Annotated in this window: 11 protein-coding genes; 5 read left to right on the plus strand and 6 right to left on the minus strand. The window is 73.4% G+C overall.

All coding sequences use genetic code 11. The features are described 5' to 3' along the window. Positions 1-50: 50 nt before the first annotated feature. The 3 genes from ABFY07_RS26020 to ABFY07_RS26030 form a co-directional block, all read right to left on the minus strand. Positions 51-1220, minus strand: a complete 1170-nt coding sequence (locus tag ABFY07_RS26020) for an FAD-dependent monooxygenase (protein ID WP_346176800.1) — start codon at positions 1218-1220, stop codon at positions 51-53. Then, the gene (locus ABFY07_RS26025) at positions 1217-8482 is read right to left on the minus strand and encodes an amino acid adenylation domain-containing protein (RefSeq protein ID WP_346176801.1); all 7266 of its coding nucleotides are present in this window, start codon (positions 8480-8482) and stop codon (positions 1217-1219) included. The genes ABFY07_RS26020 and ABFY07_RS26025 overlap by 4 nt, the downstream gene beginning before the upstream one ends. Positions 8483-8575: 93 nt before the next feature. Continuing rightward, entirely contained in the window at positions 8576-9559 is a 984-nt protein-coding gene (locus ABFY07_RS26030) for a 3-oxoacyl-ACP synthase III family protein (RefSeq protein WP_346176802.1), read from the minus strand. On the opposite strand from ABFY07_RS26030, the gene ABFY07_RS26035 reads away from it, so the two are divergent. Together ABFY07_RS26035 and ABFY07_RS26040 are read left to right on the plus strand one after the other, a co-directional pair. After that, positions 9537-9719, plus strand: a complete 183-nt coding sequence (locus tag ABFY07_RS26035; RefSeq protein WP_346176853.1) for a hypothetical protein — start codon at positions 9537-9539, stop codon at positions 9717-9719. The genes ABFY07_RS26030 and ABFY07_RS26035 overlap by 23 nt on opposite strands. Before the next feature lie 407 nt (positions 9720-10126). Next, a complete protein-coding gene (locus ABFY07_RS26040; RefSeq protein ID WP_346176803.1) occupies positions 10127-11782 on the plus strand; it encodes a cellulase family glycosylhydrolase in 1656 nt (551 codons plus the stop codon). Positions 11783-11853: 71 nt separating this feature from the next. Here the strand turns inward: ABFY07_RS26040 and ABFY07_RS26045 are convergent, their stop codons facing one another. Next, positions 11854-12636 (minus strand): VC0807 family protein, encoded by a 783-nt coding sequence (locus ABFY07_RS26045; protein ID WP_346176804.1) that lies wholly within the window; start codon positions 12634-12636, stop codon positions 11854-11856. Between the two features lie 156 nt (positions 12637-12792). Further along, positions 12793-13248, minus strand: a complete 456-nt coding sequence (locus tag ABFY07_RS26050; protein WP_346176805.1) for a tellurite resistance TerB family protein — start codon at positions 13246-13248, stop codon at positions 12793-12795. Positions 13249-13455: 207 nt separating this feature from the next. Between ABFY07_RS26050 and ABFY07_RS26055 the strand changes: the two genes are divergently transcribed. The 3 genes from ABFY07_RS26055 to ABFY07_RS26065 all read left to right on the plus strand — a co-directional run bounded on the left by ABFY07_RS26055 (position 13456) and on the right by ABFY07_RS26065 (position 19306). Further along, entirely contained in the window at positions 13456-15402 is a 1947-nt protein-coding gene (locus ABFY07_RS26055) for an AfsR/SARP family transcriptional regulator (RefSeq protein ID WP_346176806.1), read from the plus strand. A gap of 204 nt (positions 15403-15606) precedes the next feature. Then, complete coding sequence (locus ABFY07_RS26060) at positions 15607-15777, plus strand: mersacidin/lichenicidin family type 2 lantibiotic (RefSeq protein ID WP_014181724.1); 171 nt, start codon at positions 15607-15609, stop codon at positions 15775-15777. Between the two features lie 142 nt (positions 15778-15919). Continuing rightward, the gene (locus ABFY07_RS26065) at positions 15920-19306 is read left to right on the plus strand and encodes a type 2 lanthipeptide synthetase LanM family protein (protein ID WP_346176807.1); all 3387 of its coding nucleotides are present in this window, start codon (positions 15920-15922) and stop codon (positions 19304-19306) included. On the opposite strand, the gene ABFY07_RS26070 is transcribed toward ABFY07_RS26065, so the two are convergent. Continuing rightward, positions 19260-19601: a GNAT family N-acetyltransferase gene (locus tag ABFY07_RS26070; RefSeq protein WP_346176808.1), complete on the minus strand. Its 342-nt coding sequence runs from the start codon at positions 19599-19601 to the stop codon at positions 19260-19262. The genes ABFY07_RS26065 and ABFY07_RS26070 overlap by 47 nt on opposite strands. Between the last annotated feature and the right edge of the window lie 198 nt (positions 19602-19799).

The raw sequence follows: 19799 nt of genomic DNA on the forward strand, positions 1-19799 counted from the left end.
CACCGGGGCCACGGCGCCCGGCGCCGCGACCCCGGCTGAACACACCGGCTCTAGACGTGGATCCCCGGGAACGTGAGCACGTCCCGCTGCTGCTCCGCGAATTCGGCGTACGTGGTCCGGCGCAGCCGCTCGTCGCGCTCGTGCCGCTGGGCCGGGTCCTCCAGCTGTTCCTGTTCGCTCAGCGCGTGGGACGCGTGGACCATGGCCCGGGTGCGCTCGCGGCGCCGGTCCTCGTAGCGGCGCAGGGCGGCGGTGAGGTCGTCGGCCCCGGCCAGGGTCCCGGCCAGGACGACCGCGTCCTCGATGGCCATCGCGGCGCCCTGGGCGAGGCTGGTGAGCATCGGGTGGGCGGCGTCCCCGAGGAGAGTGACCCGGCCGTCGCCCCAGTGCTCCAGGAAGGGGCGGTCGCGGGCCGGGATGGCGATGATGTCCTCCTCCGGCGTGGCCCGGACGGCCGCCTGGACCTCGTCCGCCCAGCCGGCGTAGGCCTGGACGATCTCGTCCTTGGTGCCCCGCCAGTCGGCGGCGCGCTCGACGGGCATGTTCTTGGTGCCGAACCAGTAGGTCTGTCCGTGGCCGATGTCCAGCAGGCCGAACCGCTGCCCGCTTCCCCAGTAGTGGAGGACCGACCCGGCCGGGAAGCGCGGGTGGCCGAATGGGACGATGGCGAGCCAGCACACGTATCCGGCCTCCCGCACCGGTTCCGGGCCGGTGATCTGGCGGCGGATGGCGGAGTTGATCCCGTCGGCCCCGATGACGATGTCGCCGTGGGCCAGGCTGCCGTCGGCGAAGCGCACGGTCGCCCCGTCCGGGCGGGTCTCGTAGCCCACGGCGGCGGCGCCGAGGGTGATGGGGGTGTCCCCCACCGCTTCCAGGAGGCCCTGCTGCAGGGCGCTGCGGCTGATCACCACGGTGGGCGGCAGCCCCAGCTCCTCGCTGAGCTCGGGGATGGGGAACCAGGCGATGTGGTTGCCCTCCGCGTCGTTGACGCCGAAACGCCGGAGCACCTGCCCGCGTTTCTCGAGCCCGAGGTCGATGCCGAGGGCCTCCAGCGCGGCGCCGCCGTTGCTCAGCACGCCGAGGCCCGAACCGGCGGCCTTCAGCTCGGTGGCGCGCTCGTACACCTCGACGTCGATGTCGACCTGGCGCAGGGCGGCGGCCAGCGTGAGACCGCCGATCCCCGCCCCGATGACCACTGCCTTGGGCCGGTGGGATGTCATGAGGTTTCGGTGTCCCTTCGGTAATGGGGTGAGGGGTGCAGGATGGCGGCGACGGTCTTGGCCACGTGGGCGACGCCGGGCTCCTCCATCATGGAGAGGTGGTCGCCGGGAATGGCGATCACCTGGATGCGGCCGGTGGTCATCCGCCGCCAGCCGTTCGTGGGCTCGGCGTGCAGGCTGCCCGCGGCGCCGTGCATGGCCTCGAGGATCGCGGGCAGCGGCTCCTCGGCCCGCAGCAGGACGAGGTCCAGATCGGCGGTGTCCGGCCGGTAGTTCAGCGTGGCCGTCCAGTTCGCCCGGTAGAGGCCGAAGAGGCGCCGGACGACGGTCCCCGAGCTGTCGGCGGGCAGCACACCGAGGTCGGCGGCGCACCGCGCGATGTACGCGAACTTCTCGTCCAGCGTGGTGGCGTCCTCCGGCATGTCCCCCAGGGGCGAGGCGCCGCCGCGTACGGGCCACAGCAGCTCCCAGAAGAACCAGCCGAGCAGCGCCTCGTCGGTGTACAGCTCGCGCAGCCGGGGGTTGAGGGTGACGGTGTCCAGGATCAGCACCTCGGCACGCTCGCCCGCGGCGCGGAGCCGGCGGGCCATTTCGAAGGCGACGAACCCGCCGAAGGAGTAGCCGCTGATCCGGTACGGCCCCTCGGGCTGGACCCGTTTGACCGCGGCGATGTAGTCGCGGGCCATGTCCTCGATGGTGTGCAGCGGTTCGGTGCCGGGGTCGGCGCCGGCCGCCTGGAGCGCGTACAGCGGCTGCTCGGGGTCGAGGTGCCGGGCGAAGGGCAGGAAGCACAGCACGTTGCCGCCCATGGGGTGGACCAGGAAGAGCGGGGTCCGGTCGCCCGACGGGTTGAGCGGCACCACCGGGTCGAACGGGGCCGGTGCCGCGTCGGCGGACCGCAGCCGGGCGGCCATGGCGGCCACGGTCGGCGCGGCGATGAACTCCGACAGCGGGATGACGGTGCCGAAGCGCTGCTCCAGCGTGGCGATCAGCCGCATCGCGGTCAGCGACGTACCGCCCAGCTCGAACATGCTGTCGTGGACGCCGACCTCGGGCAGGTGCAGCAGGTCCGCGAGGATCTCGGCCAGGGCCCGCTCCAGCGGGCCGCGCGGCGCGGTGGTGTCGTGGCCTTCCGGCGCCTTGAGGGGCACGGCCCGCAGGGCGGCGTCGTCCCGCTTGCCGCTGGGCGTGGACGGCATGGCCGGGAGCCACTGGACGTAGGACGGCACCATGTAGTCGGGCAGCGATTCGCGCAGCTCGCCGCGGAGCGCGCCGGTGTCCACGCCCGCCGGGTCGCCGGTGAGGAACGCCACCAGGACGGTGTCCGTGCCGGGGCGGGCGTGGGCGACGACGGCGGCTTCGGCGATGCCGGGGTGGCGGGGGAGGAGGTCGCGGATCGCCAGCTCCACCTCGGCCGTCTCGACGCGGAACCCGCGGACCTTGACCTGGGTGTCCGCCCGGCCGGTACAGACGATCCCACCGCCCGGCAGCGCGAATCCGAGGTCGCCGGAGCGGTAGAAGCGGCCGGGGGTGCCGGGGAGCGTGACGAAGCGCTCCTTGGTCAGGTCGTCGCGGCCCCGGTACCCCCGGGCCACCGAGGCGCCCCCCAGGTACAACTCGCCCGTCACCCCCGGCGGCACGGGCCGCAGCCGCGCGTCCACCACGACGACCCGGGCGCCGTCGACGGCGGTGCCCACCGGGGGGAGGTCCGGGAAGTCGGCCGGCGGCCCGGTCAGGGTGTGGCGGGTCACCACATGGGTCTCGGTGGGCCCGTACTGGTTCTCCAGCACCACCCCGGGCAGGGCCGCGCACAGTCGGCGGATCTCGTCGGTGATCCGGAGCTGTTCGCCGCTGGAGACGATGACGCGCAGCGCGGCCGGCGTGACGCCCAGCGCCTCGGCGGCCAGCGCCAGCTGCTGGAGGGCGATGTACGGCAGGAAGATCCGCTCGACCCCTTCCCGGTGCAGCAGCCGCACCAGGGCCGGCATGTCCCTGCGGGTCTCCTCCGGCACCAGGCGGAGGGTGCCGCCCGCGCACAGGGTGGAGAAGATCTCCTGAAGGGAGACGTCGAAGCTCAGCGGCGCGTACTGCAGGGTGACGCCCTTCGAGGCGCTCTCGGCGCGGTTCTGCCAGGAGACGAGGTGGGCCAGGGCGCGGTGGGGGATGTCGACCCCCTTGGGCCGACCCGTGGACCCCGAGGTGAACAGGACGCAGGCGGTGCTGTCCGGGTCGAGCGCCGGCAGGGGAGTGGTGAGCGGGTCCCCGGTGGGCGGCTCGGCGATCCGCTCGAGCGGGACGAGGGACGCGGCCCGGCCGAGGAGGGCCTCGTGCCGGGCGGCGGCGACCACGAGGACGGGCTCCGCCTCCTCGATCATGGAGCGCAGCCGTCTGGCCGGGTATCCGGTGTCCAGCGGCATGACCGCCGCCCCGGCCCGCATGATCCCGAGGATGACCGCGATCACCTCGGGCGACCGGTCCGCGGCGACACCGACGACGGCGCCGGGCGTGACGCCCCGGGCGCGCAGGCCGTGGGCCACGGCCGCGGTCGCGTCGGCGAGCCGCGCGTAGGTCCATCGCTCGTCCCCCGTCGCCAGGGCCACGGCCTGCGGGGTGCGGGCCGCCTGGTCGGCGAAGCGGTCCACCGCGCTCCGCGCCGCTTCCGCGGGTGCGGGCAGCGGCCGCGGCGCGGCCGTGAGGAAGCCCCAGCCGGGCTGCTCCAGGGGGTGGTGGACCATGCGGTCGAGGATGCGCGTGTAGTAGTCGGCGAAGAGGCGGACCTGATCGTGGGTCACCGTCTGCCCGTCGTTGTCGACGCGCAGCCAGAGGGACTGGTCGACGGGGTCCGCCACCGCGTTGACGAGGAGCGTGAAGTTGGTCTCCTCGACGGTGCGGAAGTCCGTCAGCTCCAGCCCCGGCTCCCGCAGCGCGTCGGTGAGCTGCTGGAACCGCACATAGTTGAAGACCGTGTCGAAGAGCGGCCCGGCGCCGTGCTCCTCCTGGACGGCGCTGAGCGGGTAGTGGCGGTGGGGGTAGGCGCCCCGCTCGCGGCGGAACGCCTCGCGCGCCGTCTCCAGCCAGCTGTCCTGGGCCGTGTCCACCCGCATGGGCAGGGTGTTGAGGAACAGGCCCACCATGCGCTCGGCATGGGGGTGTTCGGGCCGGCCGTGCGCGATGAGCCCGGTCAGCACGTCCTCGCGCCCGGACAGCAGCCGCAGGGTCAGACAGTGGGCGGCGAACAGCACCGACTTCACCGGCAGCGCCCGCTCGCGGGCGAACGCCCGTACCTCCTCGCCGAGCCGGGCCGGCAGGTCGAAGCGGTGCGAGGCGCGCCCGCCCGCGGCCGACGGGGGCCGGTGCGGGCGGAAGGTGCCGATCGACACGGGTTCGCTGCCCGCGAGTTCCGCCCGCCAGTACCGGCGGTCGTCCTCCGAGGCCAGCGCACGGCGCTCGGCCAGTACGTGCGCGGCGGGCGAGGGCAGGCGGACCTCGGGCACCGGGGCCGGGTGGAGGCCGAGCGCGTGCCCGTAGTCGCGCAGCAGCTCGCCCATGAGGTTGGCGACGCTCGCCCCGTCGAACAGGGCGTGGTGGAAGCTCAGGACCAGGTCGATCGCCGCGTCGCGTACGTGGACCCGCAGCGCGTACAGGGGCGCGGTGTCGAAGGCGTACTCGTGGCGGCGGCGTTCGTCGACATACCGCACGACCTCCGCCTCCGCGTCCCGCTCACCGCGGAACTCTCCTTCGCGGAACTCCCCTTCGCGGGACCGCAGATCAACGATGTCGAGGCCGTCCTCGGTGGGCGGGTGGACGAGCTGGAGCGGTTCGGTGAACCCGGCCAGGCCGAAGCTGGTGCGCAGCGCCGGATGGCGCCGCACGAGCCGGCCGAAGGCCGCACGGAAGCGCTCCTCGTCCCACTCACACCGCAGCGTGTAGCGGAACACGTCCTTGTAGAGGGACGAGTGGCGCCGCTGACGGCTGTGGTAGATCAGGCCGAGCTGCATCCGGGTGAGGGGGTAGGCGTCCAGGACCGCGCCCAGCCGCGCCCGGTCGATCCCGGAGACGGTCTCGAAGGGGCGCGGTTCGCTGTCGTACGACGCGGGGTCGAGGACGGCGGAGGGGCCGGGGCCGGCGGGGGACGGGTCGAGCACGGCCCGCGCGGCCAGGTCGGCGACGGTGGAGTGGCGCACCAGGTCGGCCAGGGAGAAGCGCAGGCCGCGCCGCTCGGCCAGGGCGCGGACCCGCAGCATCTGCAGCGAGTCGCCGCCCAGCGCGTAGTAGTCGTCCTCGGGACCCACCGGGCCGCACCGCAGCACCTCGGCCCACACCTCCGACACGATCTCCTCGGCGGCGGTGAGCGGGCGCGCGGCCGGTGCGCCGCCGCGGGCCACCGGCTCAGGCAGCGCCCGGCGGTCCGCCTTGCCGTTGGGCGTCAGCGGAATGCGGTCGAGCGGCACCAGCAGTGCCGGGACCATGAACTCCGGCAGGGTGTCGGCCAGCCGGCGGCGCACGTCCGCGGCGGAGATCCCGTCCTCGGGGACGTAGTAGCCGACCAGATGGACACCCCGCTCGTCATCGGTGCGGTCCACGACCAGCGCGTCGCGGACGCCGGGCAGGGCGCTCAGGGCCCTGCCGACCTCGCCCGGCTCCACGCGGTTGCCGCGGATCTTCACCTGGTCGTCGAGGCGGCCCAGGTATTCCAGACTGCCGTCGGCGAGCCACCGCACGAGGTCACCGCTGCGGTACAGGCTGCCCTCGCCGGTGAACGGGTCGGTGAGGAACCGCTCGGCCGTCAGGGCCGGCCGGTCCAGATATCCCGCGGCCACCCCGGCGCCGCCGATCCACAGCTCGCCCGGCACACCCCGGGGCTGCGGCTGCCCGTCCCGCCCCACCACGTACAGCCAGGTGTTGTCGATCGGCCGTCCGATGGGCACGCGGCCCACGGGGCGGCCGGGGTCCCGGGGGCAGTCGTGGAAGGTCACGTCGACGGTCGCCTCGGTCGGGCCGTACAGGTTCACCAGGGCCGGCGTGGCACCGCGCTCCGGACCGTGGAAGAGCCGGTTGAACCGGTCCACGCGCGCCGCCGACAGCGCCTCCCCGCTGCAGAACACCCGCCGCAGCGTCCGGGTCGCATCGCGCAGGTCCGGGGTCTGCTCCGCGGCGTCGAGGAACGCGCCGAGCATGGACGGCACGAAGTGGGCGACGGTGACGCGCCGGTCGTGGATGGTCCGGCCGATGACGCGCGGGTCCTTCTCGCCGCCCGGCGGCAGCAGAGCCACGCTCGCCCCCTCGACGGCCCACCAGAACAGCTCCCACACGGACACGTCGAACGACACGGGCGTCTTCTGCAGCAGCACGTCGTCCTCGCCGAGGGGGTACGCGCGCTGCATCCAGGCCAGCCGGTTGACCACCGAGTGGTGGCGGACCCGCACGCCCTTGGGCTTGCCGGTGGAGCCCGAGGTGTAGATCACATACGCCAGGTCGGAGCCGTCGGCCAGCGGCTTCGGCGGGGAGTCGTCGCCATGCAGCAGGTCCGGGACCCGGTGCACCGGCACGCCCGGCGCGGTGGGGAGCCGTGGCGTGGATCCGTCCTGCGTCAGCACGGCGGCCGGGCGGCTGTCGTCGAGCAGGAAGCGGATGCGCTCGGGCGGATAGCCCGGGTCCACCGGGACATAGGCGCCGCCCGCCTTGAGCACGCCCATCAGCGCGACGAGCAGGTCGGGGCCACGCTCCAGCAGGACGGCCACCCGGTCGCCGGGGCCGACACCGTCCGCGCGCAGGGCCCGGGCGACCTGATTGGCCCGGGCGTCGAGTCCGGCGTAGGTCAGGGCGTCGTCGGGCCCCGGACCCACCACGGCGATCCGCGCCGGGTGGCGGACGGCCTGCCGCTCGAAGAGCCCGGAGAGGGTGGCGTCCCGGGGATAGTCGACGCGGTCTCCGCGGCCCTGCCGGATCAGCTCCTCCCGCTCGGCGGCCGGGAGCACGGGCACCGCGGACACCGGGCCGTCCGCCCGGTCCACCGCCTCTTCGAGCAGGTATTGGAAGTGCCGCGCCATCGCTTCGACCGGGAAGTCGTCGTCGAAGACGTCGGTGGCGTAGCCGAGGTCGAAGCGGAGCTCGTCCGCGCCGTCGAAGTCGAGCACCACCACCGAGAGGGCGTCCTGCTCGTGACAGGGCGACTCCATCGTCGTCTCGAGGCGGACGCCGGGGCCGGGGTCCGGGCGGCCGGCCCGCAGATAGGACAGGGTGACGTCGAACAACTGGCGGCTTCCGCCGTTGACATCGCGTAATCCGCGCACCACGTCCCCCAGCGCGGCCCGCTCGTGCCGGCGCAGCGCACGGGTGGCGGCCCGGGTACGCTCCACGATCTCGCGCAGCGGCCTGCCGTCGTGGGCGGGCAGCCGCAGGGGCAGCGTGTTCGCGAAATGCCCGACGGTGTCCGCGAACTCCTTGGGCCGGTTCAGGACCGGAACGCCCAGGATCACCTCCTCGGTGCGGTGCACCCGGGACAGATAACCGCCCAGCACGGTGGCGATGTAGGGGAACAGCGGCAGTCCGGCGTCGCGGACGCGTGCCGCCCAGGAGCGGTCCAGGGTGAAGGAGAAGCGCGCGCCCTCGCGGGGGGCGCCCGCCGGCTTCCTGGGGAAGAGCGCGGGGACCGCGTCGGCGAGGGCGGAGCGGTGGGCCTCCAGGTCGGCCGCGTTCTCCTCGGACCCCTGGTAGGCGAGGTCCCGCGCGGAGAACGAGCGGTACGAGGGCGCGCTGTCGCTCGCGGCGTGTCCGCCCGCCGCCATCGACGCATAGTCGTCGAGGATGCGGGCGCTCACCCTGTTCAGCGACCAGCCGTCCAGCACCAGGTGGTGGGCGACCAACTGGAGGTGGGTGACGCTGGGGCCCTCCACCAGGACCGCCGCCCGGACCATGGGCCGGTCGCGCAGCGGCATCGGGCGCTGCTGGAAGGCGCGCACCCAGCGGCGGCAGGCCGCCGCCGGATCGCTCTCCCGCGACAGGTCGGCGATCTCCACGACGGGCGCCCGCGGCTCCACCCACTGGAGGGGTGTCCCGTCCCGCTCGTCGAATCGCAGGCGCAGGGCGTCATGGCACCGCAGGGCGTGCTCGACGCAGCGGCGCAGGAGGTCGCGGTCCACGTCGCCGGTGAGCTTCTCGTGAAAGGAGACGTTGTACTGCGGCGATTCCTCGGACTGTGCGGCGGAGACCCAGATGTCGAGTTGATAGCGCGTCAAAGGGAAAGGTTCGGGCGAAGTCATTGTCACGCTCTTAAGGGAGAGACGATGGAATGCGGCTTCGGGGGCGCGAAAGAATGAGGGGCCGCGGCACGGGCGCTCCTCGGACGACGGGCCCTAGTACCAGCGCACGAGTGCGGCGGCGGCGGTCATGCCGCCGCCGATGGCCGCCAGCAGGAGGTGTTCTCCGCGCTCCAGCGGCCGGTCCCGGTCGGCCGCGCACAGCGTGACCGGGATGGAGGCACCCGCGGTGTTTCCCAGCCGGGGAGCGGTGAGCGGCATGCGTTTCCGGTCGATTCCCGCGATGTCCGCAAAAGACTCCAGCAGACGGGTGTTCGCCTGGTGGAAGATGAATCGGTCGACGTCCGCGAGGCTCAGTCCGGCATCGTCGAGGACCTGGTGCACGACCTTGGGCAAAGTCGTGTGCACATACTGCCGGATCGCGCGTCCGTCCATCTTCAGGAAATGCTGTCCGGATTCCCGCGCGGCCCGGTCGAGCGGCACCGCCGTGCCCCCGGCCGGCACCCCGACGAGGTGGTGCAGCGCGCCGTCGCTGACCGTCCGCGCGGCCAGCAGCCCGTACCCCTCCGGTACCGGGCCGAGCAGCACGGCCCCCGCCCCGTCCCCGAACAGGCTCACGGTGGTCCGGTCGGTGCGGTCCATGATGGTGGAGAACATGTCGGCGCCCACCACCAGGACGTGCTCGGTGTCCGGCAGCGCCGCCCGCAGACCGTCGGCGACCGCCAGGCCGTACAGGAAACCACTGCACACCGCGTTGATGTCGAACGCCGGTACGGCGCGCAGTCCGAGCTTGTGCTGCACGATGGCCGCCGTGGCCGGCTGGGGGACGTCGGGGGTGCAGGTGGCCACGATCAGGGCGTCGGTCAGCTCCGCGGATCCGTCGTACCGGGAAAAGAGCTGCCGGGCCGCGTGTGCCGCGAGGTCCGAGGTCGCCGTCCCGGCTCTCGCGTAACGTCTCTCGCGAATTCCCGTGCGTTCGTGGATCCATTCCTCCGAGACGCCGGCCCATTCTGCTATCCGGTCGTTCCCGATGATGCGCTCGGGTAAGTGAGATCCGATGCTGATGATCCCCGTCGGCATAAGGAAATCCCGTTCGTCGATGACCGGGCAGCGCGTATCGGTGACCCGGATCAGGGAAGGAAAACAGGGAATCGCGCTGTTCCTTGAATTTCTTCTCGTCGACAGTCGGCGCAGTTACGGCAGTTACGCGGAAAGGGACGCCTCAGGAAAGGAAGCTTAGCCTGCACCAGAGAAAGCGGCCACTGTGACGTGCGCCACGTCGGCTCTTCCGGTGAACGGTGGCCGGTACTCCGTTTTCCGCCTCCGCCGCTTTAAACCATGCATTCTCCCATATATTGCGGCCGGGCCGCGGTGTCATGCGGGAGCGCCTGATTGAGGAGCGCGGAGACTCGGCCGCCAGGGAGAGCCCCTGCGGTGAGAACACCGTGTTCCGCGACAACCGGCTGGTGAACAGCGGCCAGAACATCTGCTGGCCGGTCCCGCGCGCCAGGCTCTGCCGGAGACCTTGACGTGATCCAGGCGCGATGCAATGGATGGGAGCGCTCCCAGTCCCCGGCCCCGTTCTCCTCAGCTCTCCTCAGTTCCTCCCTCGCACCGGTCACCCGACGTCCCTTCCCTGGAGTCGCCATGAGACGGATGAGATCCCTGACCGCCCTGCTGGCCTTACTGGCCGGCCTCCTCGGGATCACGGGCATCGGCCCGGCAGCCAACGCCGAGCCCCGCGCCCCGCTGGCGGCCGGCCTCCACATCGGCAACGGCCGGCTGCTCGAGGGCAACGGCAACGATTTCGTCATGCGTGGCGTCAACCACGCCCACACCTGGTACCCGGGGGAGAACCGGTCGCTGGCCGACATCAAGGCCCTGGGCGCCAACACCGTCCGCGTCGTGCTCTCCAACGGCCACCGCTGGACGAAGAACAGCCCCGAGGACGTGGCCTCGATCATCACCCAGTGCAAGGCCAACCGGCTGATCTGCGTCCTGGAGGTGCACGACACCACCGGCTACGGCGAGGAGTCGGCGGCCGCCTCGCTCGACCAGGCGGCCGACTACTGGATCGGCCTCAAGAGCGTGCTCGCCGGCCAGGAGAGCTACGTCATCATCAACATCGGAAACGAGCCCTGGGGCAACACCGACCCCGAGGGCTGGACCGCCCCCACCGTCGCCGCCGTCCAGAAGCTGCGCGGCGCCGGGTTCCAGCACACGATCATGGTGGACGCCCCCAACTGGGGCCAGGACTGGCAGGGCGTCATGCGCGCCAACGCGCAGACCGTCCACAAGGCCGACACCACCGGCAACCTGATCTTCTCAATCCACATGTACAGCGTCTACGACACCGCGCAGGAGATCACCGACTATCTGCACGCCTTCGTCGACGCCAAGCTGCCCATCCTCATCGGCGAGTTCGGCGGCCCCGCCGACCAGTGGGGCGACCCGGACGAGAACACCATGATGGCCTCCGCCGAGCGGCTGCGCCTCGGCTACCTGGCCTGGTCCTGGAGCGGCAACACCGATCCGATCCTGGACATGACCGTCGACTTCGACCCGGCCAGGCTCACCGACTGGGGCAAGCGCGTCTTCAACGGCCCCGACGGCATCGCCTCGACCTCGCGCGAGGCCACCGTCTACGGCGGGGGCCCCGGGGGCGACACCCAGGCCCCGACCGCCCCAGGCACCCCGACCGCCTCGGCCGTGACGGCCACCTCGGCCACCCTCACCTGGCCCGCCGCCACCGACAACGTCGGGGTCACCGGCTACGACGTGGTCCACGTCAGCGGCTCCACCGAGACCCGGGTCGCCACCTCGACCGGCCCCCGGGCCACCGTCACCGGCCTGACCGCCAACACCTCGTACACCTTCGCCGTCTACGCCCGGGACGCGGCCGGCAACCGCTCGGCCCGCTCCGCCACGGTCGGCGTCACCACCGAGAAGGGCGGCGGCTCCGGCGCCGCATGCTCGGCCGGCTACCGGGTGGTGGGGGAGTGGAGCGGTGGCTTCCAGGGCGAGATCGCCATCCGCAACACCGGCACCGCCCCCATCTCCGGCTGGACCTTGGGCTTCGACTTCGCCAACGGCCAGAGCGTCACCAACATGTGGGGCGGCACGCCGAAACAGACCGGAGCCGCGGTGACGGTCACCCCCGCCTCTTACACCGCCACCATCCCCACCGGCGGCTCGGTCACCCTCGGCTTCACCGCCACCAAGGGCGGCACCAACTCCGCGCCCACCGCCTTCACCCTGAACGGGAGCGCCTGCGCCACCGGTCAGGCCCTCTCGTCGAAGTAGCGCCGCCGGCCCGAAAGGGTTGCCTGAAAGGGGTGTCCGGAAGGGGCACCCGAAAGGCCGCCCGGAGCCCCTCAGGCCCGGGCGGCCGCCCCGGCGGCGGCGAGCTCCTCGCCCTTGCGCTGCGACCGCTTGCCGTACCGGGCCGTCCACAGGGCGAGGGCGCCGAGCACGGCGTAGATCAGGACCGGGCTCAGGGTCACCATGGTGTCGGTGCTCAGCGTGTAGGCCAACGCGACCCGGGTCCCCGCCTCCAGGCAGTAGGCCACCCCCCAGACCGCCGTCATGGTGATCATGGTCTTGCGGAATCCCTCGTACTGCCACAGGCCGTTCCACCAGGCGGTGCTCTCGGCGGTGCCGTCGGTGGCGAACTTGCGCCCGAAGTAGAACATGAGGGGGCGCGGTGTCAGCAGCGTCGCCAGGCACAGCAGCCCGAACAACCCCGTGACGCACGAGTCCTTGACCAGCAGCGCGCGGGTCGAGTGGGCGCCCACGAGCGACACCACGGCGGTGATCACCAGGAACACGAGGGTGACGACGGCGAATTCGTCCAGGCGGCGCCGCCACACGACGTGGACGGCGCTGTCGAGCACCGGCCAGACGCCACTGGCCAGGAGGGCGGCGAACTCGCTCCAGCCGTGGTCCTTGAGCGCGTGGTACGTGATGATCGGCGCGGCGACGTTGAGGCCGAGGGTGAGGGCCCAGCCGGCGAGAGCGGCGCCCCTGGACCGGGCGGGCGGCGCCGGCCGCTCGAGGGTCGGTGCGTCGGGTTCGGCGGGTCCGGCCGGGGTGGCGGGTCCGGCCGCCGGGCCCGGCGCGCTCCGGGCATCCGGCACGGCCGCGTCCTGAGTGGTCACAGTTCTGTCCCCCGTGGTGTGGTGCGTGGTGAATGCAGGCAAGGAGAACATAGAGCAGAGGCATGGCGGGGGACACCGCGGCCGCGTCAAGTGTCCCCCAAATCCGGGCCGGTGACCGACGGTGCGCGCGGGGTGGTCGCGCGCCCCGTCGGACGGTCACAGATCGAACTCGGCGGGCGGCAGCTCCAGGGCGAAGCAGGCCTCGCGGACCAGGAGTTGCTCGGTCTTGTCGAAGTGGCCGTCGGCGCCGCCGATGACGATGCCGATCTGGATGACGGCCCGCGCCTCGGCGGGCTTCTTCTTCGCCTTGGCGACCTCCTGCAACAGGCTGACCTTGCCGAAGTCGAAGTCGGCGGTGATCTTGTCGAGGTTGTCGTTGAAGCGGCGCTGCAGGTCGTCCGCGGGGAAGTTCTGCAGCACCTCGTTGGTGGCGATGAGTTGGGCGACGCGCTGCCGCTCGGACGGGTCGACGCTGCCGTCGGCCGCCGCGACCAGGGCACACATCGCCATGCTCGCGTCGCGGAACGCCCCGCTCTTGAGGTCGTTCTTCTTCGCGACGAGCTGGGTCTGCATCGTCTGGGCGGAATCCTTGATGCGATCCCACAGGGCCATGAGAACTCCGTACGTGTGGTGTTTCGACAGTGACCTGAAAGCTAGCAGGGTACCGGAAATCCGGCGTTCGGGCCTGGAATGGGTCAGAATCCCTCCATCGCCGCAGGTCTGTCGTGCCGCGCGCATTATTCAAGTCATCGCTTTTCTTCCCCGGGGAATCCCAGCAAGATGGCAGTCATCGGGCTCATCCGGTAAGGAGCAAGAATTTTGCGTTTCAGTGTGTTGGGTCCCCTCCAGGTTCTGTCCCTCGGCCGGCCCGTCGCCTTAGGCGGCCCGAAACAACAGCTTCTGCTGGCGCTGCTGCTCGCCCGCGCCGGCGCCGTCGTATCGATTCCGCAGATCGTGGACACGCTGTGGCCGAGCAGGCCGCCGCGGACCGTACTGGCGCAAATCCACAGCCGCGTCTCCTCGCTCAGGCACATACTCGGCGCGGGGGCCATCGAGACCTTCCCGACCGGCTATTCGCTGACCCCGCCCCCGGGGACGTTGGACGCCGCGGTCTTCGAGGAGGAGGTGGGCCGGGCCGTCGCGCTGCGGGCCTCCGGGCGGCACGGCGAGGCCGCGGCCCTGCTGCGGACCGGGCTCGGCAGATGGCGCGGCCAGTCGGCCTTCCAGCACCTGGAGGGCGAGCCGTTCGAGCGGGAGGCCGGGCGGCTGGAAGAGCTGCGGCTGCTCGCCCTGGCCCACCGGATCGAGGCCGACCTGGAGACGCGGGACGCCGCCGAGCTGGTGCCCGAACTGGCCGGTCTCGTCGCCGCGCACCCCACCCACGAACGCCTCCACCACCATCTGATGCTCGCCCTCGACCGCAGCGGGCGGCGCGGCGACGCGCTGAACGTCTACCTCGGACTGCGGCGGCGACTGGCCGCCGAGCTGGGCACCGACCCGGCCGCGGACGTCCAGCACCTCTACCAGACGCTGCTCTCCGCCGACCGTGCCGCGCCCGCGGCCGGCCGGCGGCCGTGGCGGGCCCCGTCCGCGGCCGTCGCGGCCGGGCCGGACCGCAAGGGCCCCGCGGGCCGCTACGCGAACCAACTCCCCCCGGACATACCCGACTTCGTCGGGCGCAGCCGGGAGCGGCGGCTGGTCGTCGACGCACTCATGAGCGGCTCCGCCGCGCCGGTGGGCACCGCCGCGCGCGCCGTCATCGTCAGCGGCATGACCGGGGTGGGGAAGAGCGCGCTCGCGGTGCACGCCGCGCACCTGACGCGCGACCGCTTCCCCGACGGGCAGCTGTACGTCGACGCGTCCGCCGTCCCGCGCACCGAGGAGGGCCTGCGGAGCGTCCTGGGCCGGCTGCTGCACGGCCTGGGCGTCCCGGAGGACCAGCAGCCCACCTCCTGGGCGCTGCGCCAGGACGTGTACCGCAGCCTCGTCGCCTCCCGCAGGGTCCTGGTGCTCATCGACAACGTCACCGAGGCCGACGACCTGCGGGTGATCCTCCCCACCGGGGGCGGCAGCGCGGTGTGCGTCACGACACAGGTGTCCGCGCTCGCCGTGGACGGCGCCGCCCGGGTGCCGCTCGAGGTGCTGGGCGCGGACGAGTCGCGGGCGCTGCTGCTCTCCGGGCTGCGCGCGGAGCGGTTCGCGGGCCAGGGCCGCCACCTCGACGAGGTGCTCGCGGTGTGCGGGGGGCTGCCGGCCGCGCTCCGGGCGGTCGGCCATCTGCTCGCCGCCCGCCCCCACTGGTCCCTGGAGCGGGTCGCCTCCTCCCTCGCCGCCGTCCGGAATCCGGCGCGTCGGCTGGGCCCGCCGGGGCGCGGCCTGGCCGACGCCTTCGACGAGGCCTGCGGGCGGCTCACCGAGGAGCACCGGCGCGCCCTGTCGACGCTGGCGGCCTTCGAGGTGGAGCGGCTGACCCCGGCCACGGCCGGGGTACTCCTCGGGTGTTCCCGCGCGGCCGCGGCCGCGCTCCTCGACGAGCTGACGGACCGCAATCTGCTGCGTCCGGTGCCGGGCGGGCGGCCGGGGGAGTGGGTTTACGCCATGCACGGGTTGCTGCGGGCACATCTGCACGCCATGCTTCCGGACTCCGAGTACCTCACCGTCTTCGCCCGCGCGTCACGGGAGGCGCCGTATCTCGTCCGGCGGAGTCCGAAGCGGCACCGGGGCCTTCCGGAAGGGCTGCTGGCGGTCGCCTGTGCTCCCGAATAGGTGAGGGAAACGCCGTACCACTCTTCTCGGGGCCGCGTGGGAGAAGCGGACAACGCGGATTTTCCCGGTGCCGCGGATTCCCCAGGGAAGCGGAGGTAGGGATTCCGTAGGGGCGCGCGTTAATGTCCCGATGTTTCCGCGGAACGCGGCTGTGGGCCGGGTGCCGCACGCCCTGTACACCGATTTCATAAAGGGGAGACTTTTATGAACAGCACCGTGACCGCCTGGAAGGACGCCACGTACCGCGAGGGCCTCGCGGTGGACCCGGGCCACCCGGCGGGCGTCGTGGACCTCACCGCGGACCTCGCCGACGAGGGCACCTCCGTGGCCGCCGTGACCCTGTCCACGCAGCCGTTCTTCCAGTGCTGCGGCTGACCGAGGCCCTCCGCGGGGACCGCCCGTAGAGCGACCCCCGCGGCCACCGAGGCCGGCGCCGGCCCGTCCCGCACGGGCCGGCGCCGGTCTGCCCCGGGACGCACCCGGGGCGGACGCGCATCCCGCCAGGAAAGGACCTCCCATGCCGCCCAGCCGGCCGCCCGGCAGGCACGCCGACTCCCTGGCCCCCGACTTCTGGGCCGCCGGTTGCTACCTGCGGGAACGCCTCACCCCCGACTCCGCGCCGCCGGACCCCGCGGACCCGGACCTGGCGGCGGCCCGGCTGGCCGGCTGGCGGGCGCTGGCCCCCTTCCGGGGCCCCGAGGAGCGCTTCGCCGACGGACTGCGCCCGGTCGGGGTGACGGCGCCGACGCTGTACCGGCTGCTCGGCGAGGACCCCGCGGCGCTCGCCGCCCGGCTGCCCGGCCGCCCGGCGTGGGCGGACCGGGTGCGCTCCGCGCCCACGACCCCAGCCCCGCCCGGCGAGGAGCCGCTGCCCGGCCTGCTGCGCGTCGCCGAACCCCTGCTGCGGCAGGCGCGGGACCGGATGCGCACGGCCCTGCGCGGCCTCGGCCCCTTCCCCGCGGAACTGGACGGGCTGTGCGACGCCCTGCCGGCGAGCGTGCCGGTGTCCCGGCTGGCGACGCTGCTGAAGCCCACCATGGTCCTGGAGATCAACGTGGCGCGCGTCGAGGGCCGGCTCGCGTCCGGGAGGACCGGCGAGGAGCGCTACCGCCTCTTCGTCGACTCGCTCGCCGACCCCGGCGAACAGCAGCGCGTCTGGACGGAGTACCCGGTGCTGGCCCGGAGCGTGGCCGAACTGCTCGACAGCTGGGTGGCGAACCGTACGCGCTTCGCCCGGCATCTGCGCGACGACCTCGGCGCGCTGTGCGGGACCGTGCTGTCCGGCGCGCGCCCGCGCGGGGTGGCGGCGGTGAACTTCGGCCAGGGCGACGTCCACCGAGGCGGCGCCTCGGTGTGCCGGGTGGACTTCCATGACGCGCCCCCGGTGTTCTACAAGCCGCGGTCGCTCGCCGTGGACGAGCAGTTCGCCAGGCTCCTGCGCCGCTTCACCGAGGACAGCCCGTACGCCCTGCGCACCCCGCGCACCCTGACCCGCGCGGACCACGGCTGGGCGGAGTGCGTGACGGCCCGGCCCTGCGCGTCGGCCGAGGACCTGGGCGGCTTCTACTGGCGCACCGGCGCGCTGCTGGCCCTGGTGCACGCGCTGCGCGGCACCGACTTCCACCACGAGAACATCGTCGCCGCCGGCGAGCACCCGGTGCTCGTCGACCTCGAGGCACTGCTGCACCCGGGCGCCCCGAAGGCGAAGGCCGCGGGGACACCCGGAGGCGGCGGCACGGGCGCCGCGGAGCGCAAGTCGGCGCCGGTGCCGGAGCCGGAGTCGGAGGAGCCGGCCCTCGTCGCCCTGCGCGAGTCCGTGCGGGCCACCGCGCTGCTGCCCACCAAGGTGGTGCTGGACCGGGCCGCCGCGGGCGCCCCCGCCGCGGACTACAGCGGACTGAACGGAGCCAAGGACCAGCCGTCGGTCGTGCCGGTGCCGGTCGAGAAGAACCCGGGCACCGACGAGGTGCACATCGTGTGGGAGCACGTGTCCACCCCCGGCGGCGAGAACCGGCCGCGGCTGCCCGACGGCACCCCCGCCGCCCCCGCCGACCACACCGCCGATGTGCTGGCGGGATTCCGCTTCGGCTACGACTGGATCAGCGGCCGGCGCGCGGAACTCCTCGCCCCCGGCGGACTGGTGGCCGGCTTCGCCGACACCCCGGTGCGCTTCCTGCCCAGGGCCAGCTTCGTCTACGCCAAGGTGCTCGCCGAGAGCACCCACCCCGACTTCCTGCGGGACGCCCTGGAACGGGAGCGCAGCACCGCCCGGCTGTGCGGCGGACGGTACGCGGGACCCGCGGGCGAGGCCGTCGTACGCGCCGAGATGGACGCGGTGCTGCGCGGGGACATCCCGCTGTTCGAGGCGCTGCCCGGGGCCCGGACGCTGCTGCTCGACGACGGACGGTCGGTGCCCGATTTCTTCGACGAGCCCGCGCTCGCCGCGGTGCGCCGGCGCATCGACGCCATGGGGCCCGAGGACCGGGCGTTCCAGGAGCGGATCGTCGCCGGGTCGTTCGTCGGCGGTGTCGACGTCAGTCTGCTGGAGGAGCGGCCCTCCCGGGCCGCCGGCCGCGGCACCCCACGTACCCGGACCGCCGACGCCGACGAACTGGTGGCCGCCGCCACGTCCATCGGCGACCGGGTCCGGGAGCTCGCCACCGTACGGGAGGGGCGGATCGGCTGGATCGCGCCGCAGCCGGTGGCGTACGGCGTCTGGGACCTCGCCCCGCTCGGCGAGGACCTCTACTCGGGGCTCTCCGGCATCGGCCTCTTCCTCGCCAGGCTGGGCCTAATCGGCGGGGAGGCGCGATTCACCGCGCTGGCGCTGGACATCGCGGACGAGGTGGTCCGCCGGGTCCACGCGCGCGCCGCCGCCCCGGCCCGCGAAACCGGCCAGGAGGCGGACATCGGGGCGTTCGGCGGCTGGATGGGGCCGGTGTACTTCCTGGCGCACCTCGATCGGCTGCTCGGCGGCACACCCCAGCTCGCCGCCGTGCGGGACCCGGCGCTGTCCGCCGTGGAGCGGGCCCTGGACGGCGCCAAGGCGTTCGACGTCGTGGCCGGCTCGGCGGGCTGCGCCCTGGCCCTGCTCGCCCTGGTGGACGCCGGTCTTGACACCGACGGCCGAGCGGCGGCCCTCGCCCGCCGCGCCGCCCGGCACCTGGTGGCCGGCGCGGTCCCCGGCGGCAGCGGGCGGAGCCTGGCCTGGCAACACCACCAGATCGACAGCGGCCGCCCGCTCACCGGTTTCGCCCACGGCACGGCGGGCATCGTCACCGCCCTGGCCCGGCTGCACCCCCTCGCGCCCGACGAGGGCTGCGCCGAGGCGGTGGCCGGCGGGCTGGCGTACGAGGCGGAGGCGTTCGACCCCGGCGCGGGAAACTGGCCCGACTTCCGCACCGAGGCGCCGTCGCCCTACCGGTCGCTGTGGTGCCACGGCGCCGCGGGCATCGGCATGTCCCGCCTCGACCTGATCGGCAGGCCGGGGACCGCCGGCCGGGAGGAGGAGCTGGCCGCCGAGGCCCTGGCGGCGCTGCGGCCGGACGGGCCCGGCGCGCACCGGCTCACCGGCCGCGGCAGCGACAGCATGTGCCACGGCGACCTCGGCAACCTCGAACTCGTCCTGCTCGCCGAGCGGAGCGGACGGGCCGAGCCCGGCGGGCTGATGCGCGCGCTGGGGGAGAAGCTCGACGCCGCCGCCAAGGACGGCTGGGTGTGCGGCTCGCCGACCCGGAGCGAGACCCCCGGCCTGATGACGGGGATCTCGGGCGTGGGGCACCAACTGCTGCGGTTCGCCGCTCCGGACCGGGTGCCGTCCGTGCTGCTGCTGCACCCGCCGACGCCGGAGCCGCCGGTCAGCCGCCCAGCTGGGCGCGGAGCCAGTGCCGGATCTCCACGGTGACCGGGTCGGTGATGTCGGAGAACTCCTCCTGCTTCCGCAGGAACTTCGCCACGTAGGGGCAGACGGGGACGATGCGGTGGCCGGTGTCGCGCACATCGGTCAGCGCCTGCTGGACGAGGGTGAAGGCCAGGCCCTGACCGGCGAAGGCGTCGTCGATCTCGGTGTGGTAGAAGACGCGCTGCTCGCCCAGGTCACGGTACGCCGTGAAACCGGCGAGCCGGCCGTCGACCGTGATCTCGTATCGGTGCCTGTCATCGGCTCGGGTGACGACGGGAAGGGCGGCCGGCTGTGTCATCGTGTTCCGTGTTCCGTTCGGTGTGTGGCGGCGGGCGTACGAGGCTCCCAGCCTAGGCCGCCCCGCGGGCGCGGTGTGCCGCTGAGCGCACGGCGCCTTGCCCGAGAGCGCACCGGGACGCCCCCGCGACCGGCGGCGGGCAGTGGCGGGCCGTGGACGGTGGGCGGCGGGTGCGATGATCGAGGCGTGCGCTCATCT

Origin of the sequence: Streptomyces sparsogenes subsp. cuspidosporus, assembly GCF_039532705.1 — a bacterium.
GTDB classification, from domain to species: Bacteria; Actinomycetota; Actinomycetes; order Streptomycetales; family Streptomycetaceae; genus Streptomyces; species Streptomyces sparsogenes.